This window comes from Nitrosomonadales bacterium (genome assembly GCA_016716325.1).
GTDB lineage: Bacteria > Pseudomonadota > Gammaproteobacteria > Burkholderiales > Gallionellaceae > Gallionella.
The window spans coordinates 1,254,741-1,272,977 of the sequence record JADJWO010000001.1; the positions used below are offsets into that span (position 1 = coordinate 1,254,741).

An 18,237-nucleotide genomic window follows, 5' to 3' on the forward strand; every position below is an offset into this window, starting at 1 on the left:
GGCAATCAGCGGTTTTTGGGCATGCAACATCTACCCCTGATTTTGGATAGCATGACAGCTATGATCTGGCGAGCGGTGTGGGTGTGAAGCTACATCGCTCTCAGTCAGAAAATTCGACGGGTCCTTCCTGTCAAAAACCCATGCGGGAGGCGACAGCCCGGCATTTCGATAGCGTCAGACCGCAAAACAAGGTTACCAGTTACCACCCCGGTTACCACCTGAACCGAGTTACCACCCAATCTACGACCCGCCCACTGTGGCGGGTTTTTGCATTCATATGACCGAAAACCTGCGCGTCGAGTACCGGAAGGTCGAGACGCTGATCCCGTTCGCCCGCAATCCGCGCACGCATTCCGATGCGCAGATCGCCAAGCTAGCGGCCAGCATCGTCGAGTTTGGCTGGACCAACCCGGTCCTGGTGGATGGTAGCCACGGAATCATTGCCGGCCACGGTCGCCTGGCAGCTGCGCGCAAGCTCGGCCTGTCCGAGGTGCCGGTCATCGAACTCGGTCACCTTTCGCCGGCACAGAAGCGCGCCTACGTGATCGCTGACAACCGCCTGGCACTCGATGCGGGATGGGATGAAGAGATGCTGGCGCTGGAACTGGCCGAGTTGTCCGAGGCGGGTTACGACCTGATGCTGACCGGATTCTCCAACGAGGAAATTGAAGACTTACTGGTGGATGGCGGGGAAGGAACGGCCGAGGAGTCCTCGGCTGATTCCGACGATGCTGCCGACGAGGTACCCGATACGCCGGTCAATCCGGTATCGAGTCCCGGCGACGTCTGGCAACTGGGTGCGCATCGCGTGATCTGCGGTGATGCCGCCGATGCCGCCGTGATCGCTGCTTTGATGGCCGGCGACAAGGCTGCGCTGTGCTTCACCTCTCCGCCCTATGGCAATCAACGGGACTACACCAACACCATCATTGATTGGGATGCCCTGATGCGCGGCGTTTTCTCCAACCTGCCGATGGCTCCGAACGGCCAGGTGCTGGTCAATCTCGGGCTGATCCACCGCGACAACGAGGTCATCCTGTACTGGGATGCTTGGCTCGACTGGATGCGTACCCAGGGCTGGCGACGTTTTGCCTGGTACGTCTGGGACCAGGGGCCGGGATTGCCCGGCGACTGGAATGGTCGGCTGGCACCTTCGTTCGAGTTTGTCTTCCACTTCAACCGCCAGGCACGGCAGGCCAACAAGATCATGCCCTGCAAGTTCGCCGGTCAGGAAACCCATCTGCGCAAGGACGGCAGTTCCACGGCCATGCGCAAAAAAGATGGAACGATCGGTGGCTGGACAGCTGCCGGCACGCCCACGCAGGACACCAAGATTCCCGATTCCGTGATTCGCATCATGCGGCACAAGGGCAAGATCGGACAGGAAATCGATCACCCGGCGGTATTCCCGGTGGCCTTGCCAGAGCACATTCTGGAAACCTACACCGACGATGGCGACATCGTGTTCGAACCATTCTGCGGATCAGGCACCACGCTGCTTGCTGCGCAACGCACTGGCCGCGTAGTGCGGGCCACCGAGATTGCGCCCGAGTATGTTGATGTGACCATCAAACGTTTCCAGCAGAATTTCCCGGAGGTGCCGGTCACGCTGGTGACCACTGGGCAGACCTTTGGTGCAGTTGCCGCAGAACGATTGGGAGCACCCGCATGACGATTTCCTGGCTGGCCGACAAGATCGAGCAGTGGCCGACGGCCAAGCTGGTGCCCTATGCCCGCAACGCCCGGACGCACTCGGATGCGCAAGTGGCACAGATCGCTGCGTCGATTGCCGAGTTCGGATTCACCAATCCGATCCTGGCCGGTGGCGATGGCATTATCGTGGCCGGGCATGGCCGTCTGGCTGCGGCCCAGAAACTTGGCATCGCTGTCGTGCCAGTTGTGATCCTTGATCACCTGACACCGACGCAGCGTCGCGCCCTAGTAATCGCGGATAACCGGATTGCCGAAAACGCCGGCTGGGACGATGCCATGCTCCAGGTCGAACTGGCCGCACTGCAGGATGACAACTTCGACCTGTCCCTGACCGGCTTCGATGCCGATGCCCTGGCCGACCTGCTCGCCGGTGAGGAAACGACCACCGAAGGCGATACCGACGAGGATGCCGTTCCGGAAGACACTGGCCCCGTTGTATCCAGGGCTGGCGATGTCTGGCTCTGCGGGGAGCACCGCGTGCTCTGCGGGGACTCGACTGATGCCGATGCCTACGCAGCTTTACTGGGCGACGAGATCGCCGACATGGTATTTACGGATCCGCCGTACAACGTCAATTACGCCAACTCGGCCAAGGACAAGATGCGCGGCAAGGATCGCGCGATCCTCAACGACAACCTGGGCGACGGGTTCTACGATTTCCTGCTGGCGGCACTGACACCCACCGTGGCGCATTGCCAGGGCGGCATCTACGTGGCCATGTCGTCGAGCGAACTCGACCGATTGCAGGCAGCGTTCCGTGCGGCGGGCGGCCACTGGTCAACCTTTGTCATCTGGGCTAAGAATACTTTCACCCTGGGGCGTGCCGACTATCAGCGTCAGTACGAACCGATTCTCTACGGCTGGCCCGAGGGCGCCGATCGTCACTGGTGCGGCGACCGTGACCAGGGCGATGTCTGGCAGATCAAGAAGCCGCAGAAGAACGATCTGCACCCGACCATGAAGCCGGTGGAACTGGTGGAACGGGCGATCCGCAATTCGAGCCGGCCGGGCGACGTGGTGCTGGATCCATTCGGTGGGTCGGGCACCACGATGATCGCGGCGCATAAGTCGGGCCGCAAGGCGCGGCTGATCGAACTTGATCCGAAGTACGTCGATGTGATCGTTCGCCGCTGGCAGGACTATGCCGGGGCGAAGGCCATCAGGCTGTCCGATGGCGTGGCATTCGACGCGCTGTCAGTCGGTGGGGAACTCCGGCAGGAGGTCGCCGCTGGTGATGTCGGCGCAGTAAGTGACGTTGCCGAATTCACCGGGGTCATCGGCGAGGATGACCCCGCCGACTGACTGGATTGCCACGCCGTACTTGCGAGTGAGCTTGGTCAGTTCGGCGATGAATTTGTCGTAGTTGGCTTCGAGTTGCGGGGTGGTGACGACGGCGGCCATGGCGATCTCCTTACGCTGCTTCGGCTTCGAAGGACTCGTCGGTCACTTCGCAGTGGATCACGAAGCCGGTGAGGTAAGGCAGCCCCTTGGGGATGCCGTAGTCCTTGCTGGTCTGGCGGCCAATCGTCCAGCCCATCCACCGCGTTACTGCGGCGTCGATGGCCTGCTGGATCGCGTGGCCCCGCAGCATCTCGTTGAGGACGTCGTCCGCAAAGTGGCGTCCGTGGCGGCTGTCGAGGAACAGCCTGACCGATTCGAGGGGCTGGTAGGTGGCGTTCGAGATCGCGGCCATCGCGATTGGCCAGGCTGCTTCGGCGTTGTCGTTCATCGTGCCAAAAAAGCCCCAGGTCTCGTTCTGGGTGGCGGGGATGGTTTGCTGGGTGGTCATCGTTGTCTCCTTCGGGTTGATCGTTGCGACACCCGTATGAACGCGCTGTTTGATTGAGAAGCCAAGCTCTTCATCGCAGAAATCTGAATCATTTTTCCGAGGCGATTTGGTCGAGCAATTCCATGGCACCGGCGTCGCAGCACAATGCGATGCGCAGGGTGCGCAGCGCCTGGTCGATGCTGACTTCGGGCCGGCGATTGTCGAGCATCCAGCGAATCGCGCTGGCCTGGTCGTTGCTGGGTGTCGGCGACTCGATCGCTACCCCGACGTAACGCCCGTAGCTGCTGCCGGATGGATCGACGTAGAGCGTGGTGCGGCCGGGTGCACTGACTTCGACCACCCGTCGGTGACCATCAGCATGGCCGCCACGTCCTGCCAGCCAATCGCGGTCTTCCAACAGAGTGTTGGCGAAGGCGTCGTACTCGGTTGCGGTCAGCTCCTTGCGGAACTCGATCGTGATGACCTCGGGCGGTGCACTTGGATCGCTGTTGTGATGAACCTCGTCGATGCTGCAGGGCTTGCGGGTAAAGCGTGCGCGGATGCTGGTGCTCATGATGGTCTCCATTCAGTGGATTGTTTCGACACCCACATGAACGCGCTGTTTGATTGAGAAGCCAAGCGCATTCTGAATCTTTATTTGGGGGCGGCGGCGCGTGTCGCCACCCCGGTTCCGGTCAGACGATCCGGTAGATGCGCTCGCCGCCTTCGGGCTTCTCGGAGGCAAGGTTGAGCCCGAGTTTTTTCTTGAAGGCACCGGCAAAGGTGCCGCGTACTGTGTGGGCCTGCCAGCCGGTGGCCGCGCAGATCTGGCTGATGGTGGCGCCCTCGGGACGCTGCAACATCTGGATCACCGTGGCCTGCTTGCTGTTCTCGCGGGTGCGGGGTTTGCCCTCGACGCCGACCTTGAGCAGGCGTTTTGCCGCGTCCTGCTTTTCTTGCGCCCAGTTGGCCTCAGCCGCCGACACGGCGGCCTCAACCTCCGGGTCGGGGTGAATGGCCGCCGGCGTCGGTCGTGGGCGCCCCAGGGCGTCGTAGCCCTCGGCAGCAACAAACCAGTCCTGGCCACCGTTGCTGGTGATCAAGGCTTTGTTGAACAAGCCGGCGATGACTTTTTGCCGGGCCCCGCCCTTGACCCCTTCGGGGAACCAGGTGAGGCGGCCATCCGGTTGATCGGCCGCGTGGGTCAGAACTTGGTGCTGGGTGTCGGTGAGTTTGCTTGTGGTGGTCATGTTGATCTCCGTGTAAGTGGGGTGATGTTCAGTCTTCGAGGACGATGCGCCCGTCCAGCGTGATCCAGAGGCGGGCATCTTCGAGGGTGGCCATTTCGCGCGTTTCGCGACCGGTGGACATCCAGACACCGTCCTTGCCCGTGAAGGTGTAGGTCTTGCCGTCATGGACGACCTCGATCGGCTTGCCCTGGTGAAACTCGACTTGGATCTCCATCCAGCCGCGCAGGTGATGGTTGGTGTCGATGACTTTGGCCTCGATAGTTTGTTTGCTGTTCATGCTGTCTTCCTCGTGTGTGGTGATGGTGATTGCATGAACGCGCTGTTCTGGAGGAAAGCCAAGCACTGAATCGCGACGTTTAAAAGCTTCTGCGATCGGCTTGATGTACATCATGGGTCTGTCGATACGCGCCTACGCCCGCCATCGCGGCGTCTCTCATGTAGCAGTCAAGAAGGCGATCGATACTGGCCGCATTACGCCGGAGGCAGATGGGACGATTGAACCCAATCGCGCCGATCTCGAATGGGCACAGAACACCGTGGCGGCCCGGCAAGCCAGCCGCTGCAAAAACAGCTTCGCCGGCAGCGGGGCCGGTTCGCCCGGCAAGTGCTCCGGTTGAACCTGTCGCACCACCGCTATCCGCTGGCGGCACCTCCTTGTTGCAGGCCAGGACCGTCAACGAGGTCGTCAAGGCGCAGACCAACAAGGTGCGCCTCGCCCAACTCAAGGGTGACCTGGTTGATCGGTCACAAGCCATCGCCCATGTATTTCGCCTAGCCCGCACGGAGCGTGATGCCTGGCTCAACTGGCCAGCCCGGATTTCGGCCGAGATGGCAGCAAAACTGGAAGTCGACGCCCATGAATTGCATGTCGCCCTGGAATCTGCCGTGCGCGATCACCTGATCGAACTCGGTGACATGCGGCCTCGGGTGGATTGATGGAACAGGAAGAGTACGAAGGCGCCCTCGATATCGAGCGTGCCTGGCGGGAGGGGCTTGTCCCGGATCCGCTGCTGTCGGTATCCGAATGGTCGGACCGGCATCGCATGCTGTCCTCCAAGGCATCGTCAGAACCGGGCCGCTGGCGCACCAGCCGCACGCCGTATCTGAAGGCCATCATGGATTGCCTGTCGCCGACCTCGCCGGTCGAGCGCGTCGTGTTCATGAAAGCGGCCCAGCTGGGTGCGACCGAGATGGGCAGCAACTGGATCGGCTACGTGATTCATCACGCCCCGGGTCCAATGATGGCGGTCTGGCCGACCGTGGAAATGGCCAAGCGCAACTCGAAGCAGCGGATCGATCCGCTGATCGATGAATCGTCGATCCTGCGTGAATTGATCGCGCCAGCCAGGAGTCGCGACTCGGGCAACACGATTCTGGCGAAGGAGTTTCGCGGGGGCGTCCTGGTGATGACCGGAGCGAACAGCGCGGTGGGTTTGCGCTCGATGCCGGTGCGTTACTTGTTCCTCGACGAGGTCGACGGTTATCCCATCGACGTCGATGGCGAGGGCAATGCGGTGGCGCTGGCCGAGGCCCGTACCCGGACATTTTCTCGGCGCAAGATTTTCATCGTATCGACACCGACGATTGCCGGTGTCAGCACCATCGAGCGGGAATACGAGGCATCGGACCAGCGCCGCTACTTCGTGCCGTGTCCGCACTGTGGGCACCGGCAATGGCTGCGCTTCGAGCAACTACGCTGGGAGCGTGGTGAGGATGGCAACTTCCCGGATACCGCTGCCTATGTGTGCGAATCCTGTGAGGTGCCGATCCCTGAGCACCACAAGACCTGGATGCTGGAGCACGGCGAGTGGCGGGCCATGGCTGAAGGAGCCAGTCGTACTGCAGGGTTCCACCTGTCAAGTTTGTACAGCCCGATTGGTTGGCGCAGTTGGAAAGAGGTCGCGGCAGCCTGGGAGAGTGCCATCAGTAAGGAGGCCGGATCCGCTGCCGCGATCAAGACGTTCAAGAACACCGAACTCGGGGAAACCTGGGTCGAGGAAGGCGAAGCGCCCGACTGGCAGCGCTTGCTGGAACGCCGCGAGGACTACCGGATCGGGACCATCCCGGTCGGTGGCCTGCTGCTGACCGGCGGTGCCGACGTCCAGAAGGATCGCATCGAAGTCTCGATATGGGCCTTCGGCAGAGGCAAGGAGTCCTGGCTGGTCGAGCATCGCGTTTTGATGGGTGACACCGCCCGCGACGAGGTGTGGAAAGCACTGGCCAGCGTGCTGCGGGAAACTTGGACGCATGAAACCGGCTGCCAGCTTGGACTGGGTCGTCTGGCACTGGATACCGGCTTCGCGACGCAGGAAGCCTATGCGTTTGTCCGGGGTGCGCGCGACCCGCGTCTGATGGCCGTCAAGGGTGTAGCCCGGGGCGCTGCCCTGGTCGGCACGCCGACCGCTGTCGATGCCACGTCTGGCGGTAAGAAACTGCGCCGGGGTATCAAGGTGTTCTCGGTGGCCGGCGGCATCGCCAAGCTGGAGTTCTACAACAACCTCCGAAAATCGCCGGAGGTGGCCGAGGACGGTCTGAAGATCCGCTACCCGGCTGGCTTTGTTCATCTGCCCAAGGTGGATGCCGAGTTCCTGCAGCAACTGTGCGCCGAGCAGTTGATTACCCGGCGCGACCGGAACGGCTTCGCCATCCGCGAGTGGCAAAAGATGCGCGAGCGCAACGAGGCACTGGACTGTTACGTCTATGCCCGGGCCGCTGCCGCAGCCTCCGGCCTCGATCGCTTCGAGGATCGCCACTGGCGAGAACTGGAAAAGCAACTCGGGATCGTTACGACCGATCCCCCTGAATCGTCCGATGTACCCGATGTCGAGGCCACCCATAGCGGTGGCCTCGCTGTTTCTGGCGTCCGCAAACCCGGCCGTCAATTGATCCGCAGCCGCTGGCTGACATAACAGGAGTAACCCATGAGCTTGCAAACCCAACTCAATAGCTTTGTCCTCCGCGTTGCCGAGGAATTCAATACCGTCAAAGGCCGCACCGGCACCCTGACGGCCCTGACCACGACAGACAAGTCGAGTCTTGTCGCCGCCATCAACGAACTCAAGGCCGCGATTGTCACGGCGGTCATGATCGATGACCTGCAGGTGTCGACCACGACGACCTATTCGTCGAACAAGGTGGTCACCTTGCTCGATGCCCTCAAGGCGGACATCCTGGGTGGTGCCGACCCGGCCTACGACACGCTGCTGGAACTCCAGCAGGCCTTGCAGAACGATCAGTCCGGTATCGCCGCTCTGACATCGGCTATCGACAAGCGCGTCCGCTTCGATGCTGCGCAGACGCTCACCGTCCTGGAGCAGCAGCAGGCCAGGACCAACATCGGTGCGGTGGCTGCCACTGATATTGGCGACGTCGCGACCGACTTTGTCGCGATCTTCGAAGCCGCCCTGGTGTAAGGCATGAGCCTCGCATCGCAACTCTCTGCGCTGGCCAGCCGCATCGGCAACGAGATCAAGGGGCTGATCCGTCCCGATCACCCCGGACTCGCGCGTGCCTGGGTCAACTTCGGCTACGCGAATGGATCGGTGCAACTACGTGCCGCCCACAACGTGGCGTCCGTGACCCGTCTGGCCACTGGCCGATACCGCATCGCTTTTGAGACCGCGATGCCCGATACGGGGTACTGCTGGGTGGCCACCGGGCGCAGCAATACGAACAGCGGCACCGTTCGCTTCGCTGCTGCTCGCGGCACTGCCGACAACAAGGTGGAGGCCGGGCTGGAGATCGTCTGTACGTCCTCGTCGGGGTCGCTGGCCGACTCCCCCGAGATCAGCCTGGTGGTATTCCGGTGAGCACGCCGACCTACACCGAGGCGCAACTGCAGGCCCTGCGCGATGCACTGGCCAAGGGCGAGAAGCGCGTGACCTTCGGCGACAAGACCGTCGAATACCGTTCGATCGATGAGCTTACGGCCGCGATTCATGAGGTCGAAGTGGCGTTGCACAAGGATGCCGTGACGACCGGACTGATTCCGCGTGCCGCCCGGCAGATCCGCATCACCACGGCGAAGGGGTTCTGAATGGGCTGGATAAAACGCATCTCGCGCCGCATGTTCGGCGGTAACCCGCTGCACGAGGCCGCTGGTGCCGGTCGGCGTTCGTTTGCCTGGCTGCCGAGCAATCCGGGTGCCGTCGCGGCAATGACCGCAACCCAGACGGAACTGCGCACCAAGAGCCGTGACCTGGTCAGGAGAAATGCCTGGGCCAATGCCGCTCTGGAATCCTATGTCGCCAATGCCATCGGCACCGGCATCAAGCCGCAGTCGCTGGTCGCGGACCCGACGATCCGTGAGCGGATCCAGGCCTTGTGGCGCGACTGGACCCTGGATGCCGATGCGGCGGGCCTGACCGACTTCTATGGTCTGCAGGCGCTGGCCTGCCGGGCCATGCTCGAAGGTGGCGAAGCGCTGATCCGCATCCGCTACCGCCGCAAGGAGGATGGTCTGGCCGTAGCGCTGCAATTGCAGGTGCTGGAGCCCGAGCATCTGCCGGTGACCCTCAACACCACGGCGGAGAATGGCAACGTGATCCGCGCCGGCATCGAGTTCGATCGCCTCGGTCGGCGCGTGGCCTACCACCTCTATCGCACCCATCCCGAGGATGGTGCCCTGGCCCCGATGTCCGGCAATGGCGGCATGGAAACCGCGCGAATCGATGCCAGCGAAATCCTGCATCTATTCCGCCCGTTGCGCCCGGGCCAGATCCGGGGCGAACCGTGGCTCGCGCGTGCCCTGGTCAAGCTCAACGAACTCGACCAGTACGACGATGCCGAACTGGTGCGCAAGAAAACCGCCGCCATGTTTGCCGGCTTCATCACCCGCCTGGCCCCCGAAGACAACCTGATGGGCGAAGGCTCGGCCGATCCCAACGGGGTGGCGCTGGCTGGGCTGGAACCGGGCACCTTGCAGATCCTGGAACCCGGTGAGGACGTGAAATTCTCGCAGCCGGCCGATGTCGGCGCGAGCTATGCCGAGTTCCTGCGCATGCAGTTCCGGGCGGTCGCTGCCGCCATGGGGGTGACCTACGAGCAACTGACCGGGGATCTTACCCAGGTCAATTACTCCTCGATCCGTGCCGGGCTCCTCGAATTCCGCCGCCGCTGCGAAGCGCTCCAGCATGGCGTGATCGTCCATCAGTTGTGCCGGCCGATTTGGCAGGTCTTCATTGAACAGGCCGTGCTCGAAGGGGCGCTGTCGCTGCCGGGCTATGCCCGTGGCGGCCAGGCCCAGCGGCGCGCCTACCTGGCCGTGAAGTGGATTCCCCAGGGCTGGCAGTGGGTGGATCCGCAGAAGGAGTTCAACGCCATGCTCACGGCGATGCGCGCCGGCCTGTTGTCGCGCTCCGAGGCGATCTCGTCCTTTGGATACGACGCCGAGGATGTCGATCGAGAAATCGCGGCCGACAACGCCCGGGCGGATGCCCTCGGCCTCGTGTTCGAGTCCGATCCGCGCCATGACCTGGGGACTGCGCAAGCGGTCCCTGTCTCTCCCGACAACCCGGAGAACCCCTGACATGAATCTGCCTCACCTTGCGTCCCGTCTCTACGGGACGCCGCTTCTGCTCGCCCGTGCCAAGTTGGATGTGATCCTCTCCGTGCTCGGAGATCGGGTCAATTGGCCAGAGTCAGATCTGGCCGTGCCGAGCATTCAGAAGCGGCCGTCGATCGATGCCCCGGTCGGAATCGCCGTAATTCCGGTGGTTGGCTCGCTGGTGCGCCGTACTGTGGGACTGGACCCGGCCTCCGGCTTCACCTCCTATGCCGAGATTGCCGGCATGGTCGATGCCGCTCTTGCCGACGCCTCGGTCGAGGGGATCGTTCTCGATATCGACTCGCCCGGTGGTGAAGCGGGCGGTGTCTTCGAACTCGGCGAGCGGATCCGTGCTGCCGATGTCATCAAGCCGGTCTGGGCGGTATCCGCTGATTCCGCATTCTCGGCAGCCTATGCGATTGGCTGCTCGGCATCGCGCCTGATGGTCAGCCGCACCGGCGGCGTCGGTTCCATTGGCGTAATTGCCATGCATGTCGATCAGACCGCCCGGGATGCCCAGCAGGGCTATCGCTACACGCCGATCACGGCCGGGGATCACAAGAACGACTTCTCTCCCCACGAAAAACTCACCCCCGACGCCCATGCCCGTCTGCAGGCCGAGGTTGATCGACTGTATGGCCTGTTCGTCGATCACGTTGCCGCCATGCGCCGGCTCGACGCCGATGCGGTGCGGGCGACCGAAGCCGGCATCTATTTCGGCCAGGACGCCGTGGCCAGTGGCCTGGCCGATGCGGTCGGCAGTCTCGATGCCGTGCTCGCGGAATTCAGCAGCTTTCTGGTGGCTCGCCGGGCGCGCGGCCACGCGGTTTCAGGTTCCACGCGCCCTTAGTTACCCCCAGTGCAGCAAGCCCCTCAACCCTGATGGAGAACACTCCCATGACCACCCCTGATATCCAAGAACATCCTGCGGAAACGGAATCCCCGGCCCCTGAGCCGACAAACGAGAGTCCTGCGGCTGAACCGGCAGCACCCGCCCCCGAGGCGCCACGCCCCGATGCGGTGGCCATCGCCGAACTCTGCCAACTTGCCGGTCATCCCGAACTGACCGCTGCCTTCCTCGCCGAAGGCGTTTCCGAAGCTCAGGTGCGCAAAGCGCTGCTGGCCTCCCGAGCCGACAGCCCGGAAATCCGCTCCACGATCGCACCGGATGCCTCGGCCCCTCAGCAATCCCCATCTGCCGCCAATCCCTTGATGGCGGCCGTCAAGAAACTCACCGGAAAGGAATAAGTCATGCCCGTCATCACCGAAGGTATCAACCTGGGCGATCTGCTCAAGTACGAAGCCCCCAATCTCTATTCACGTGACCAGGTCACGGTTGCCGCCGGCCAGAACCTCGTGCTCGGCACCGTGGTGGGCATCGACGCCACCACGGCCAAGGTCAAGCAGATCGATCCGGCCGCCACGGATGGCACCGAAGTCGCCGTCGGCGTTCTCGCCACCTCGGTCGACGCCAGCCTGATCGATCGCGAGGACGGGATTCTGATCGCCCGTCATGCCGTGGTCGCCGATCACGCCCTGACCTGGCCTGCCGGTATCACCCCCCTGGACAAAGCTGCTGCCATCGCCCAACTCAAGGCGGCCGGCGTGCTCGTTCGCCACGCTGTTTAAAGGAGTCCTCTCATGCAGAACCCGTTCTCGAATCCCGCTTTCTCGATGGCCAATCTCACGGCCGCCATCAACCTCCTGCCGAACCGCTACGGCCGGCTGGAGTCACTCAACCTGTTCCCGGTCAAGCCAGTGCGCTTCCGTCAAATCCTCATCGAGGAAAAGAACGGCGTGCTCAATCTCCTGCCGACGCTGCCGGTGGGCAGTCCCGGTACCGTGGGGCAACGCGACAAACGCAAGATGCGCTCCTTCGTCGTGCCCCACATCCCGCACGATGATGTGGTGCTGCCCGAGGAAGTCCAGGGGCTGCGCGCCTTCGGATCGGAAACCGAACTGGAAACCGTGGCTGGTGTCATGGCCCGCCATCTGGAGACGATGCGCAACAAGCACGCCATCACGTTGGAACACCTTCGCATGGGTGCCCTGAAAGGCATCATCCTCGATGCCGACGGCTCGACGCTCTACAACCTTTACGACGAGTTCGGAATCGCGCCGAAGGCGATCAACTTCGCGCTGGCCACGGACAGCACCAACGTCCGTCAGAAGTGCGTCGATACCCTGGCGCACATCGAGGAGAACCTGCGCGGCGAATTCATGACCAACGTTCGCTGCCTGTGCTCTCCCGAGTTCTTCGAGAAACTGATCGCCCATCCCAAGGTCGAGAAGGCTTACGAGAACTACCAGCAGGGCGCGATCCTGCGTGACGACGTGCGCACCGGTTTCACCTTTGGTGGCATCGTGTTCGAGGAGTATCGCGGCCAGGCGACCGATGGCAATGGGGCAACCCGTCGCTTCATCGCGGCCGGCGAGGCGCATGCCTTCCCCGTAGGCACTATCGACACCTTCGGTACCTACGTGGCCCCGGCGGACTTCAACGAGACCGTCAATACCCTCGGCCAGCCGCTCTACGCCAAACAGGACTCGCGCAAGTTTGAACGCGGCACCGATCTGCACACGCAGTCCAACCCGCTGCCGATGTGCCATCGGCCGGGTGTGCTGGTCAAGCTGACGATGGCCTGATGGTCTCGGTCAGTGATCTCTATGCCGCCGCAGGTCGGGCCGGTCTGCTGACACCCGCCACGATCGGGGGCGCGGAAGTGCTGGTGGACTTCCGTGCGCCCGATGTGGAGGTGCTCGATGGCCTGGGACTGTCATCCGACTTTGCCATCCGCTATCCCGCCGAAGACGTGGTGCTCGACACCGGTCACGAACTCGTGATCGGTGGTGTCACCTACCGGGTACGGGAGGTTCGCGCGATGGGAGATGGCACGGAGTGCCGGGCAACGCTGATGCGCATCTGATTCATGCTCGAAGGAAATCCACTATGAACTCAATCCGTGAACGCATTCTCCAGGCACTGACCAGCCGCCTGGCTCCCATCGCGCAGGGCGAAGGCGCCCAGATCCTGCGCTCACCAACCACCGCAGTCACCCGCGAGGCTTCGCCGGCACTGCTGATCTTTCCCGAGGCGGAGTCCATCGCCCAGCGGGCCAACGACCGCATCGAGCGGCATCTGGTCGTCCGCCTCGTGGCACTGGCGCGTGCCACCAACACCGAACCGGCAGAGGTGATGGCCGACCGGTTGATGGTGGCCTGTCACACCGCGCTGTTCTCTGATCCGAATCTGGGCGGTACCACGCTTGGTCTTCAGGAACTGGATTGCGATTGGGACATCGAGGATGCCGATGCCACGGCCGCCGCAATTCCGGCGCGCTACCAGATCACCTACCGCACCCTGGTCCATGACCTGACGGCCCAGGGCTGAACAACTTTCCATCTAAGGAGTAAACGATATGGCCTATTTTTCCGGTCAGGGGCGCGTATTCATCGGTGCGCGTACCAGCGGCGGCAATCCTGCCGGCCTCAACTTCGTCGGCAACGTTCCCGACCTCAAGGTATCCCTTTCGGTCGAGACCCTCGAGCATCAGGAATCGCAGTCCGGACAGCGTTTGACCGATCTGCAGATCATCAAGGGCAAGAAAGGCGAGTTTGCCTGCACCCTGGAAGAACTCATCCCGAGCAATCTCGAACTGGCGCTCTACGGTAGCACCACGGTCGTGACTACCGGCACCGTTACCGACGAGGCCATTGCGACGACGGCCGAGGCAAACAAGTTGTACCTGCTCGCCAAGCAGAACGTGTCGTCCTTGGTGGTAAAGGCGGGGGCGACCACGGTCGCCAACACGAAATACACCGTGAATGCCAAGCACGGTTCCTTTCAATTCACCGACATCACCGGCGTAACCGGTGCCATCACCGCCAGCTATTCCTATGGCGCGGCGAACGTGACGGCGATGTTCACCCAGCCCTTGCCGGAGCGGTGGGTGCGCTTCGAGGGGCTCAATACCGCCGACGGCAACAAAGAAGTCGTCATCGATCTCTACCGTGTGGCCATCAATCCGGCCAAGGAACTGTCGGTGATCACCAGCGACCTGCTCAAGTTCGAGTTGTCCGGGCAGGTGCTCGCCGATCTGACCAAGTCGGCCAGTGGTGAGTTGGGTCAATTCGGCCGGATCGTCCTGCTGTGAAAAAGCCTACTGATCCCATGGCCGTGCTGCCACCCGTCCCGGTCGAGATCCGCGTGGCGGAGCAGACGGTCGCACTCGCGCCGCTCGTGCTGGGCGAACTGCCAGCTTTCGCCAAGGCCATTCAGCCATTCACGGCGGATCTCGCCATCGAACCGGACTGGCTGCGGCTTCTGGGCACTCACGGCGAGGCCATGATCGAGGCCATGGCTATCGCCAGCCGCCAACCCCGCGAATGGATTTCCGGTCTGGCGCTGGACGAGGCGATCTGCCTTGCGCAAGCCCTGTTCGAGGTGAATGCGGATTTTTTTATCCAGCGGGTGGTACCGAAGTTGGGCGAGGCAGTGATTCGCATCGGCAGTCAGCTGGCTGGGCCGACGCCTGCCAGCGCCTGATTGCTCATGGCCATGCTTGGCGGGACATCCGGCACTACACCCTGGCGCAGGTCGATGCATGGCTCGACGCCATCGATCGTCAGGAGCTGCGGCAACTGGCCAATCTGCTGACGGTCATTGCCACCGGTAGCCAGGGGACAGGCGAGGCCATCCGCAAGACCATCCAGAGCCTTACCGCACCATGCTCAAAATCTCCCTGACCACCTCGGGTCTGCTCGACAAGCGCGAACTGGCCGACTGGACCCGCTCACGCCGCGAGGCGATCCATAAGGCGGTCGCCTTGGGGATGCGTGACAGCAGCCGCAGCCTGACGGATGCACTGCGCACTCGCATGCAGTCCGATCTGGCGATCCGCAAGCCAGCCTTTTTGCGCTCGATGCGGGCCAAGGTGCTGGATCGGGATTCGACACGGTTACCGGCCTTGCTGGTGGGGTCACGGGTTTCCTGGCTGGGTGTGCATGTGCGAGGGGCGACCCTGATCGGCAAGATGCTGATCCCGCTGACCGAGTCCGGGAGACGGATGGGCCGCAAGGCCTTCGCCCGGGTGATCGACACCCTGATGCGTTCCGGCAATGCCTGGTTCATTCGCAAGGACGGCAAGGTCATTCTGATGGCGGAGAACATTAAAGAGAACACCTCGGCCCTGACGCGCTTCAAGCGCGCCGAGCGACAGCGCACCGGGGCGAAATCGATCAAGCGTGGCCAGGAGATCCCGATTGCCGTCCTGGTGCCGCGCGTCACCCTGAAACGCCGCTTCGACTTCGACGGGACGGTGCGGCGTGCCATGCCGCAACTGGCCCAATCCATCAATCGTTACTTGAACCGCAACTGACATGGCTTCCGATCGCGCACAGATCCTCATCACTGCCGTCGACCAGACCCGGACCGCCCTAGACGGCATCCGGAACAACCTCGGGCGTCTGGGTGACGAGACCCGTCGTGTGCAGGGATTGCTGGCAGGCTTGGGTGTCTCGCTCACGCTGGGGGCGTTCGCGGCACTGGTCAAGGGAGCGATCGATTCAGCCGATGAACTGAACAAACTCTCGCAGAAGATCGGCATCTCGGTCGATGCCCTGTCGACGCTGCAGTTCGCCGCCCAGTTGTCGGATGTCGGGCTTGATACCTTAAAGACTGGTCTGAAAGGACTGTCCGCCAACGTGACGGAAGCACGCGCCGGACTGGGTGAAGGCGCCGCTCTGTTCCAGGCGCTCGGCATCTCGGTCGAGGATACGGCAGGCAATCTCAAGTCATCGGACACGATCCTGCTGGAGATTGCCGATCGCTTCGCCAGCTTCGAGGACGGTGCCACCAAGACGGCCCTGGCGGTCAAGCTCTTCGGCAAGAGCGGAATGGACATGATCCCGTTCCTGAATCAGGGGTCATCGGGAATCCGCGCACTGATGCAGGAAGCCGAACGGCTCGGCCTGAAGTTGTCGACCGAAACCGCTCAGGCGGCTGAAGCCTTCAACGACAACCTGACAGCGCTCAAGGCATCGACTTCAGGATTGGGCATAACGCTTGCCACTGAGTTGCTGGCCCCCTTGCGGGTCGTCACCGACGCCATCCGCGAAGGCCAGGGAGAAGCGACCGGCTTCGCAGCCATTCTCGGCGGTGCTCTAAAAACCACCCTGGAGGCGATTCTCGTCCTCGGCGTGAATGTCGCCTACGTCTTCAAGTCGATGGGCACCGAGATCGGTGGCATGGCCGCGCAACTCACCGCGCTGGCACGCCTCGATATCCGGGGTTTCAAGGCGATCGGCGAAGCCATGCGTGAAGATGCGGCCAAGGCGCGTGCCGAGGTCGATGCCTTGTCGGCACGCATCCTCAATCCGCCCCAGGCACGCCCGGCGGGGCCAGCTCCTACCACTCCGACTGCGGGAAATACGGGCGCGGCGACAGAAGACATGCAGCGCATGGCCTGCGTGCTCTCGGGCGGTGAATGGCGTGGCGGACGCTGCATCAAGAAAGGCGCGGAAGCCAAGGACAACAGTGCAGCGCGCCTGGCCGTCCTGAAGGCACAGGCTGACGCAGAATTCCGTCTGCTCAAGACCGGGCTGGATCAGCAGAAGGCCGCCCTCGACCGGGCCCTGGATGATCGCCTGGTATCGATTCGGGACTACTACGCGCAAAAGACCCGTCTTGAGCAGGCGGCCATCGACGAGGACATTTCCCGCAAGACCGAGGAACGCAGTGCCCAGCAACAGATGGCTCGTGGCGGGAAAGACGAGGCCACCCGGCTGCGGGCCATGGCCGAGGTCAAGAAGCTCGATGGCGAGATAGCCGTTCTGGCACAACAACGCGGTGAGATCGAGGTGGCCAATGCCCATGCGGCGGCCAACGCCGAACGGCAACTCGCCAACGAACTCGCGCGAGTACGTGATCGTCTCGCCGAGGTGCGCGGAGGCGCGGGTGGTGACAGTACTCGCGCCCGCTTGCAACGCGAGTATCAGCCCCTGATCGAGCAGTTACAACGCATGGGGGATACCGCCGGCACGCAGGATGTGGCGCGGCTGATCGATGTTGAGTCGGATCTGGCGGAACTGACCCGCTTCGAGCGCGAGTACCAGACCGCGACCGAGCGACTCTCGCTGCGGGGTCGGGAACTCCAGGTGCAAAAGGAGGCGGGCCTCATCACCGAAACCCAGATGCGGCAGACGCTGCTGGGATTGCAGGCCGAGACGGCAAGGGAGGTCGAAGCACTGATCCCCAAGATGGAGCAACTCGCGCAATCGACGGGCTCCGAGGAAGCGGTCAATCGGGTGGCGCGGCTGAAGATCGAGATTGCCAGCCTCAAGACGGTGACGGACGAGGTGGCGGTACGCATCAATGGTGACACCCAGAACGCCTTTGCCACGATGTTCGAGCAGATCGGCTCGGGTGCCAAGTCGGCCAAGGATGCCTTCGCCGATTTTGCGCGCAGCGTACTGGCCTCGATCAACCGGATCGCTTCGCAGAAACTCGCCGAGAGTCTGTTTGGCGCGATGGGAGGTGGTGGCGGCAGTGGTGGCTTCGGTGCCTTCATCAGCGGACTGTTCAAGGGCTTCGCCACGGGTGGCCTGGTCAGCGGGCCGGGAACTTCGACCTCGGACTCGATCCCGGCGCGTCTGTCGGCCGGGGAATATGTCCTGCGGGCCGCTGCAGTGCGCCGGCTCGGTGTGGATTTCCTCCACGCCTTGAACGGCGGACTCAGTATCCCCCGCTGGCAGGGTGTGCGTCTGGCCTTCGCCGATGGTGGTCTGGTACCGCCAGCCGCCCCGGCAACCTCAGGAAGCGGAGCAGGTCAGGCGGTGCGTATCGTCAATGTGATCGATCCCAGTCTTGCCGCCGACTACCTCACTTCCCCCGCTGGGGAAAAGTCGATTCTCAACATCCTCTCGCGCAATGGTTCGGCCGTGCGCGAGATTCTGCGTTAGGA

21 protein-coding genes and 1 pseudogene are annotated in these 18,237 nt (G+C 62.9%); 18 read left to right on the forward strand and 4 right to left on the reverse strand.

Annotated elements, in window-relative coordinates:
- Nucleotides 1-277 precede the first annotated feature (277 nt).
- Both IPM27_05960 and IPM27_05965 read left to right on the forward strand, forming a co-directional pair.
- The gene (locus tag IPM27_05960; protein ID MBK9161092.1) at nt 278-1,672 is read left to right on the forward strand and encodes a site-specific DNA-methyltransferase; all 1,395 of its coding nucleotides are present in this window, start codon (nt 278-280) and stop codon (nt 1,670-1,672) included.
- Nucleotides 1,669-3,015, forward strand: a complete 1,347-nt coding sequence (locus IPM27_05965) for a site-specific DNA-methyltransferase (GenBank protein ID MBK9161093.1) — start codon at nt 1,669-1,671, stop codon at nt 3,013-3,015. Before IPM27_05960 ends, IPM27_05965 begins: the two co-directional genes overlap by 4 nt.
- A 109-nt stretch (nt 3,016-3,124) precedes the next feature.
- On the opposite strand, the gene IPM27_05970 is transcribed toward IPM27_05965, so the two are convergent.
- The 4 genes from IPM27_05970 to IPM27_05985 form a co-directional block, all read right to left on the reverse strand.
- Nucleotides 3,125-3,502: a hypothetical protein gene (locus tag IPM27_05970; GenBank protein MBK9161094.1), complete on the reverse strand. Its 378-nt coding sequence runs from the start codon at nt 3,500-3,502 to the stop codon at nt 3,125-3,127.
- A gap of 88 nt (nt 3,503-3,590) precedes the next feature.
- Nucleotides 3,591-4,055: a hypothetical protein gene (locus IPM27_05975; GenBank protein MBK9161095.1), complete on the reverse strand. Its 465-nt coding sequence runs from the start codon at nt 4,053-4,055 to the stop codon at nt 3,591-3,593.
- 121 nt (nt 4,056-4,176) lie between these two features.
- A complete protein-coding gene (locus IPM27_05980) occupies nt 4,177-4,731 on the reverse strand; it encodes a DUF3489 domain-containing protein (protein ID MBK9161096.1) in 555 nt (184 codons plus the stop codon).
- 28 nt (nt 4,732-4,759) lie between these two features.
- Nucleotides 4,760-5,008, reverse strand: a complete 249-nt coding sequence (locus tag IPM27_05985) for a hypothetical protein (GenBank protein ID MBK9161097.1) — start codon at nt 5,006-5,008, stop codon at nt 4,760-4,762.
- Between the two features lie 112 nt (nt 5,009-5,120).
- On the opposite strand from IPM27_05985, the pseudogene IPM27_05990 reads away from it, so the two are divergent.
- From IPM27_05990 to IPM27_06065, 16 genes and pseudogenes are all read left to right on the forward strand, one after another.
- A pseudogene (locus IPM27_05990) lies at nt 5,121-5,667 on the forward strand (elements of external origin).
- Nucleotides 5,667-7,640 (forward strand): phage terminase large subunit family protein, encoded by a 1,974-nt coding sequence (locus tag IPM27_05995; protein MBK9161098.1) that lies wholly within the window; start codon nt 5,667-5,669, stop codon nt 7,638-7,640. Before IPM27_05990 ends, IPM27_05995 begins: the two are co-directional and overlap by 1 nt.
- A 12-nt stretch (nt 7,641-7,652) precedes the next feature.
- Nucleotides 7,653-8,144 carry a hypothetical protein gene (locus IPM27_06000; GenBank protein ID MBK9161099.1) on the forward strand — a complete coding sequence of 164 codons (492 nt, stop codon included), beginning with the start codon at nt 7,653-7,655 and terminating at the stop codon, nt 8,142-8,144.
- A 3-nt stretch (nt 8,145-8,147) separates the two neighbouring features.
- Nucleotides 8,148-8,540, forward strand: coding sequence for a hypothetical protein (locus IPM27_06005; GenBank protein ID MBK9161100.1), 393 nt, complete (start codon nt 8,148-8,150; stop codon nt 8,538-8,540).
- A complete protein-coding gene (locus IPM27_06010) occupies nt 8,537-8,767 on the forward strand; it encodes a hypothetical protein (GenBank protein ID MBK9161101.1) in 231 nt (76 codons plus the stop codon). Before IPM27_06005 ends, IPM27_06010 begins: the two co-directional genes overlap by 4 nt.
- Nucleotides 8,768-10,258, forward strand: a complete 1,491-nt coding sequence (locus IPM27_06015) for a phage portal protein (protein ID MBK9161102.1) — start codon at nt 8,768-8,770, stop codon at nt 10,256-10,258.
- A 1-nt stretch (nt 10,259) separates the two neighbouring features.
- Complete coding sequence (locus IPM27_06020; protein MBK9161103.1) at nt 10,260-11,126, forward strand: S49 family peptidase; 867 nt, start codon at nt 10,260-10,262, stop codon at nt 11,124-11,126.
- Between the two features lie 47 nt (nt 11,127-11,173).
- Nucleotides 11,174-11,524, forward strand: a complete 351-nt coding sequence (locus IPM27_06025) for a hypothetical protein (protein MBK9161104.1) — start codon at nt 11,174-11,176, stop codon at nt 11,522-11,524.
- Nucleotides 11,525-11,527: 3 nt separating this feature from the next.
- A complete protein-coding gene (locus tag IPM27_06030) occupies nt 11,528-11,905 on the forward strand; it encodes a head decoration protein (GenBank protein ID MBK9161105.1) in 378 nt (125 codons plus the stop codon).
- 12 nt (nt 11,906-11,917) lie between these two features.
- Nucleotides 11,918-12,922: a major capsid protein gene (locus tag IPM27_06035; protein ID MBK9161106.1), complete on the forward strand. Its 1,005-nt coding sequence runs from the start codon at nt 11,918-11,920 to the stop codon at nt 12,920-12,922.
- Nucleotides 12,922-13,203: a hypothetical protein gene (locus IPM27_06040; protein ID MBK9161107.1), complete on the forward strand. Its 282-nt coding sequence runs from the start codon at nt 12,922-12,924 to the stop codon at nt 13,201-13,203. Before IPM27_06035 ends, IPM27_06040 begins: the two co-directional genes overlap by 1 nt.
- A 23-nt stretch (nt 13,204-13,226) precedes the next feature.
- Nucleotides 13,227-13,667 carry a hypothetical protein gene (locus IPM27_06045; GenBank protein ID MBK9161108.1) on the forward strand — a complete coding sequence of 147 codons (441 nt, stop codon included), beginning with the start codon at nt 13,227-13,229 and terminating at the stop codon, nt 13,665-13,667.
- A 28-nt stretch (nt 13,668-13,695) separates the two neighbouring features.
- The gene (locus IPM27_06050; GenBank protein ID MBK9161109.1) at nt 13,696-14,430 is read left to right on the forward strand and encodes a hypothetical protein; all 735 of its coding nucleotides are present in this window, start codon (nt 13,696-13,698) and stop codon (nt 14,428-14,430) included.
- Between the two features lie 17 nt (nt 14,431-14,447).
- Nucleotides 14,448-14,822: a hypothetical protein gene (locus IPM27_06055; GenBank protein MBK9161110.1), complete on the forward strand. Its 375-nt coding sequence runs from the start codon at nt 14,448-14,450 to the stop codon at nt 14,820-14,822.
- A gap of 181 nt (nt 14,823-15,003) precedes the next feature.
- Nucleotides 15,004-15,654 carry a hypothetical protein gene (locus tag IPM27_06060; GenBank protein ID MBK9161111.1) on the forward strand — a complete coding sequence of 217 codons (651 nt, stop codon included), beginning with the start codon at nt 15,004-15,006 and terminating at the stop codon, nt 15,652-15,654.
- Nucleotide 15,655: 1 nt separating this feature from the next.
- Nucleotides 15,656-18,235, forward strand: coding sequence for a phage tail protein (locus IPM27_06065; protein ID MBK9161112.1), 2,580 nt, complete (start codon nt 15,656-15,658; stop codon nt 18,233-18,235).
- The last annotated feature ends 2 nt before the right edge of the window (nt 18,236-18,237 follow it).

Coding starts and splice junctions, on each gene's coding strand:
- IPM27_05960 (MBK9161092.1), top strand. CDS start 278: ATGACCGAAAACCTGCGCGTCGAGTACCGGAAGGTCGAGACGCTGATC.
- IPM27_05965 (MBK9161093.1), top strand. CDS start 1,669: ATGACGATTTCCTGGCTGGCCGACAAGATCGAGCAGTGGCCGACGGCC.
- IPM27_05970 (MBK9161094.1), bottom strand. CDS start 3,502: ATGACCACCCAGCAAACCATCCCCGCCACCCAGAACGAGACCTGGGGC.
- IPM27_05975 (MBK9161095.1), bottom strand. CDS start 4,055: ATGAGCACCAGCATCCGCGCACGCTTTACCCGCAAGCCCTGCAGCATC.
- IPM27_05980 (MBK9161096.1), bottom strand. CDS start 4,731: ATGACCACCACAAGCAAACTCACCGACACCCAGCACCAAGTTCTGACC.
- IPM27_05985 (MBK9161097.1), bottom strand. CDS start 5,008: ATGAACAGCAAACAAACTATCGAGGCCAAAGTCATCGACACCAACCAT.
- IPM27_05995 (MBK9161098.1), top strand. CDS start 5,667: ATGGAACAGGAAGAGTACGAAGGCGCCCTCGATATCGAGCGTGCCTGG.
- IPM27_06000 (MBK9161099.1), top strand. CDS start 7,653: ATGAGCTTGCAAACCCAACTCAATAGCTTTGTCCTCCGCGTTGCCGAG.
- IPM27_06005 (MBK9161100.1), top strand. CDS start 8,148: ATGAGCCTCGCATCGCAACTCTCTGCGCTGGCCAGCCGCATCGGCAAC.
- IPM27_06015 (MBK9161102.1), top strand. CDS start 8,768: ATGGGCTGGATAAAACGCATCTCGCGCCGCATGTTCGGCGGTAACCCG.
- IPM27_06020 (MBK9161103.1), top strand. CDS start 10,260: ATGAATCTGCCTCACCTTGCGTCCCGTCTCTACGGGACGCCGCTTCTG.
- IPM27_06025 (MBK9161104.1), top strand. CDS start 11,174: ATGACCACCCCTGATATCCAAGAACATCCTGCGGAAACGGAATCCCCG.
- IPM27_06030 (MBK9161105.1), top strand. CDS start 11,528: ATGCCCGTCATCACCGAAGGTATCAACCTGGGCGATCTGCTCAAGTAC.
- IPM27_06035 (MBK9161106.1), top strand. CDS start 11,918: ATGCAGAACCCGTTCTCGAATCCCGCTTTCTCGATGGCCAATCTCACG.
- IPM27_06040 (MBK9161107.1), top strand. CDS start 12,922: ATGGTCTCGGTCAGTGATCTCTATGCCGCCGCAGGTCGGGCCGGTCTG.
- IPM27_06045 (MBK9161108.1), top strand. CDS start 13,227: ATGAACTCAATCCGTGAACGCATTCTCCAGGCACTGACCAGCCGCCTG.
- IPM27_06050 (MBK9161109.1), top strand. CDS start 13,696: ATGGCCTATTTTTCCGGTCAGGGGCGCGTATTCATCGGTGCGCGTACC.
- IPM27_06055 (MBK9161110.1), top strand. CDS start 14,448: ATGGCCGTGCTGCCACCCGTCCCGGTCGAGATCCGCGTGGCGGAGCAG.
- IPM27_06060 (MBK9161111.1), top strand. CDS start 15,004: ATGCTCAAAATCTCCCTGACCACCTCGGGTCTGCTCGACAAGCGCGAA.
- IPM27_06065 (MBK9161112.1), top strand. CDS start 15,656: ATGGCTTCCGATCGCGCACAGATCCTCATCACTGCCGTCGACCAGACC.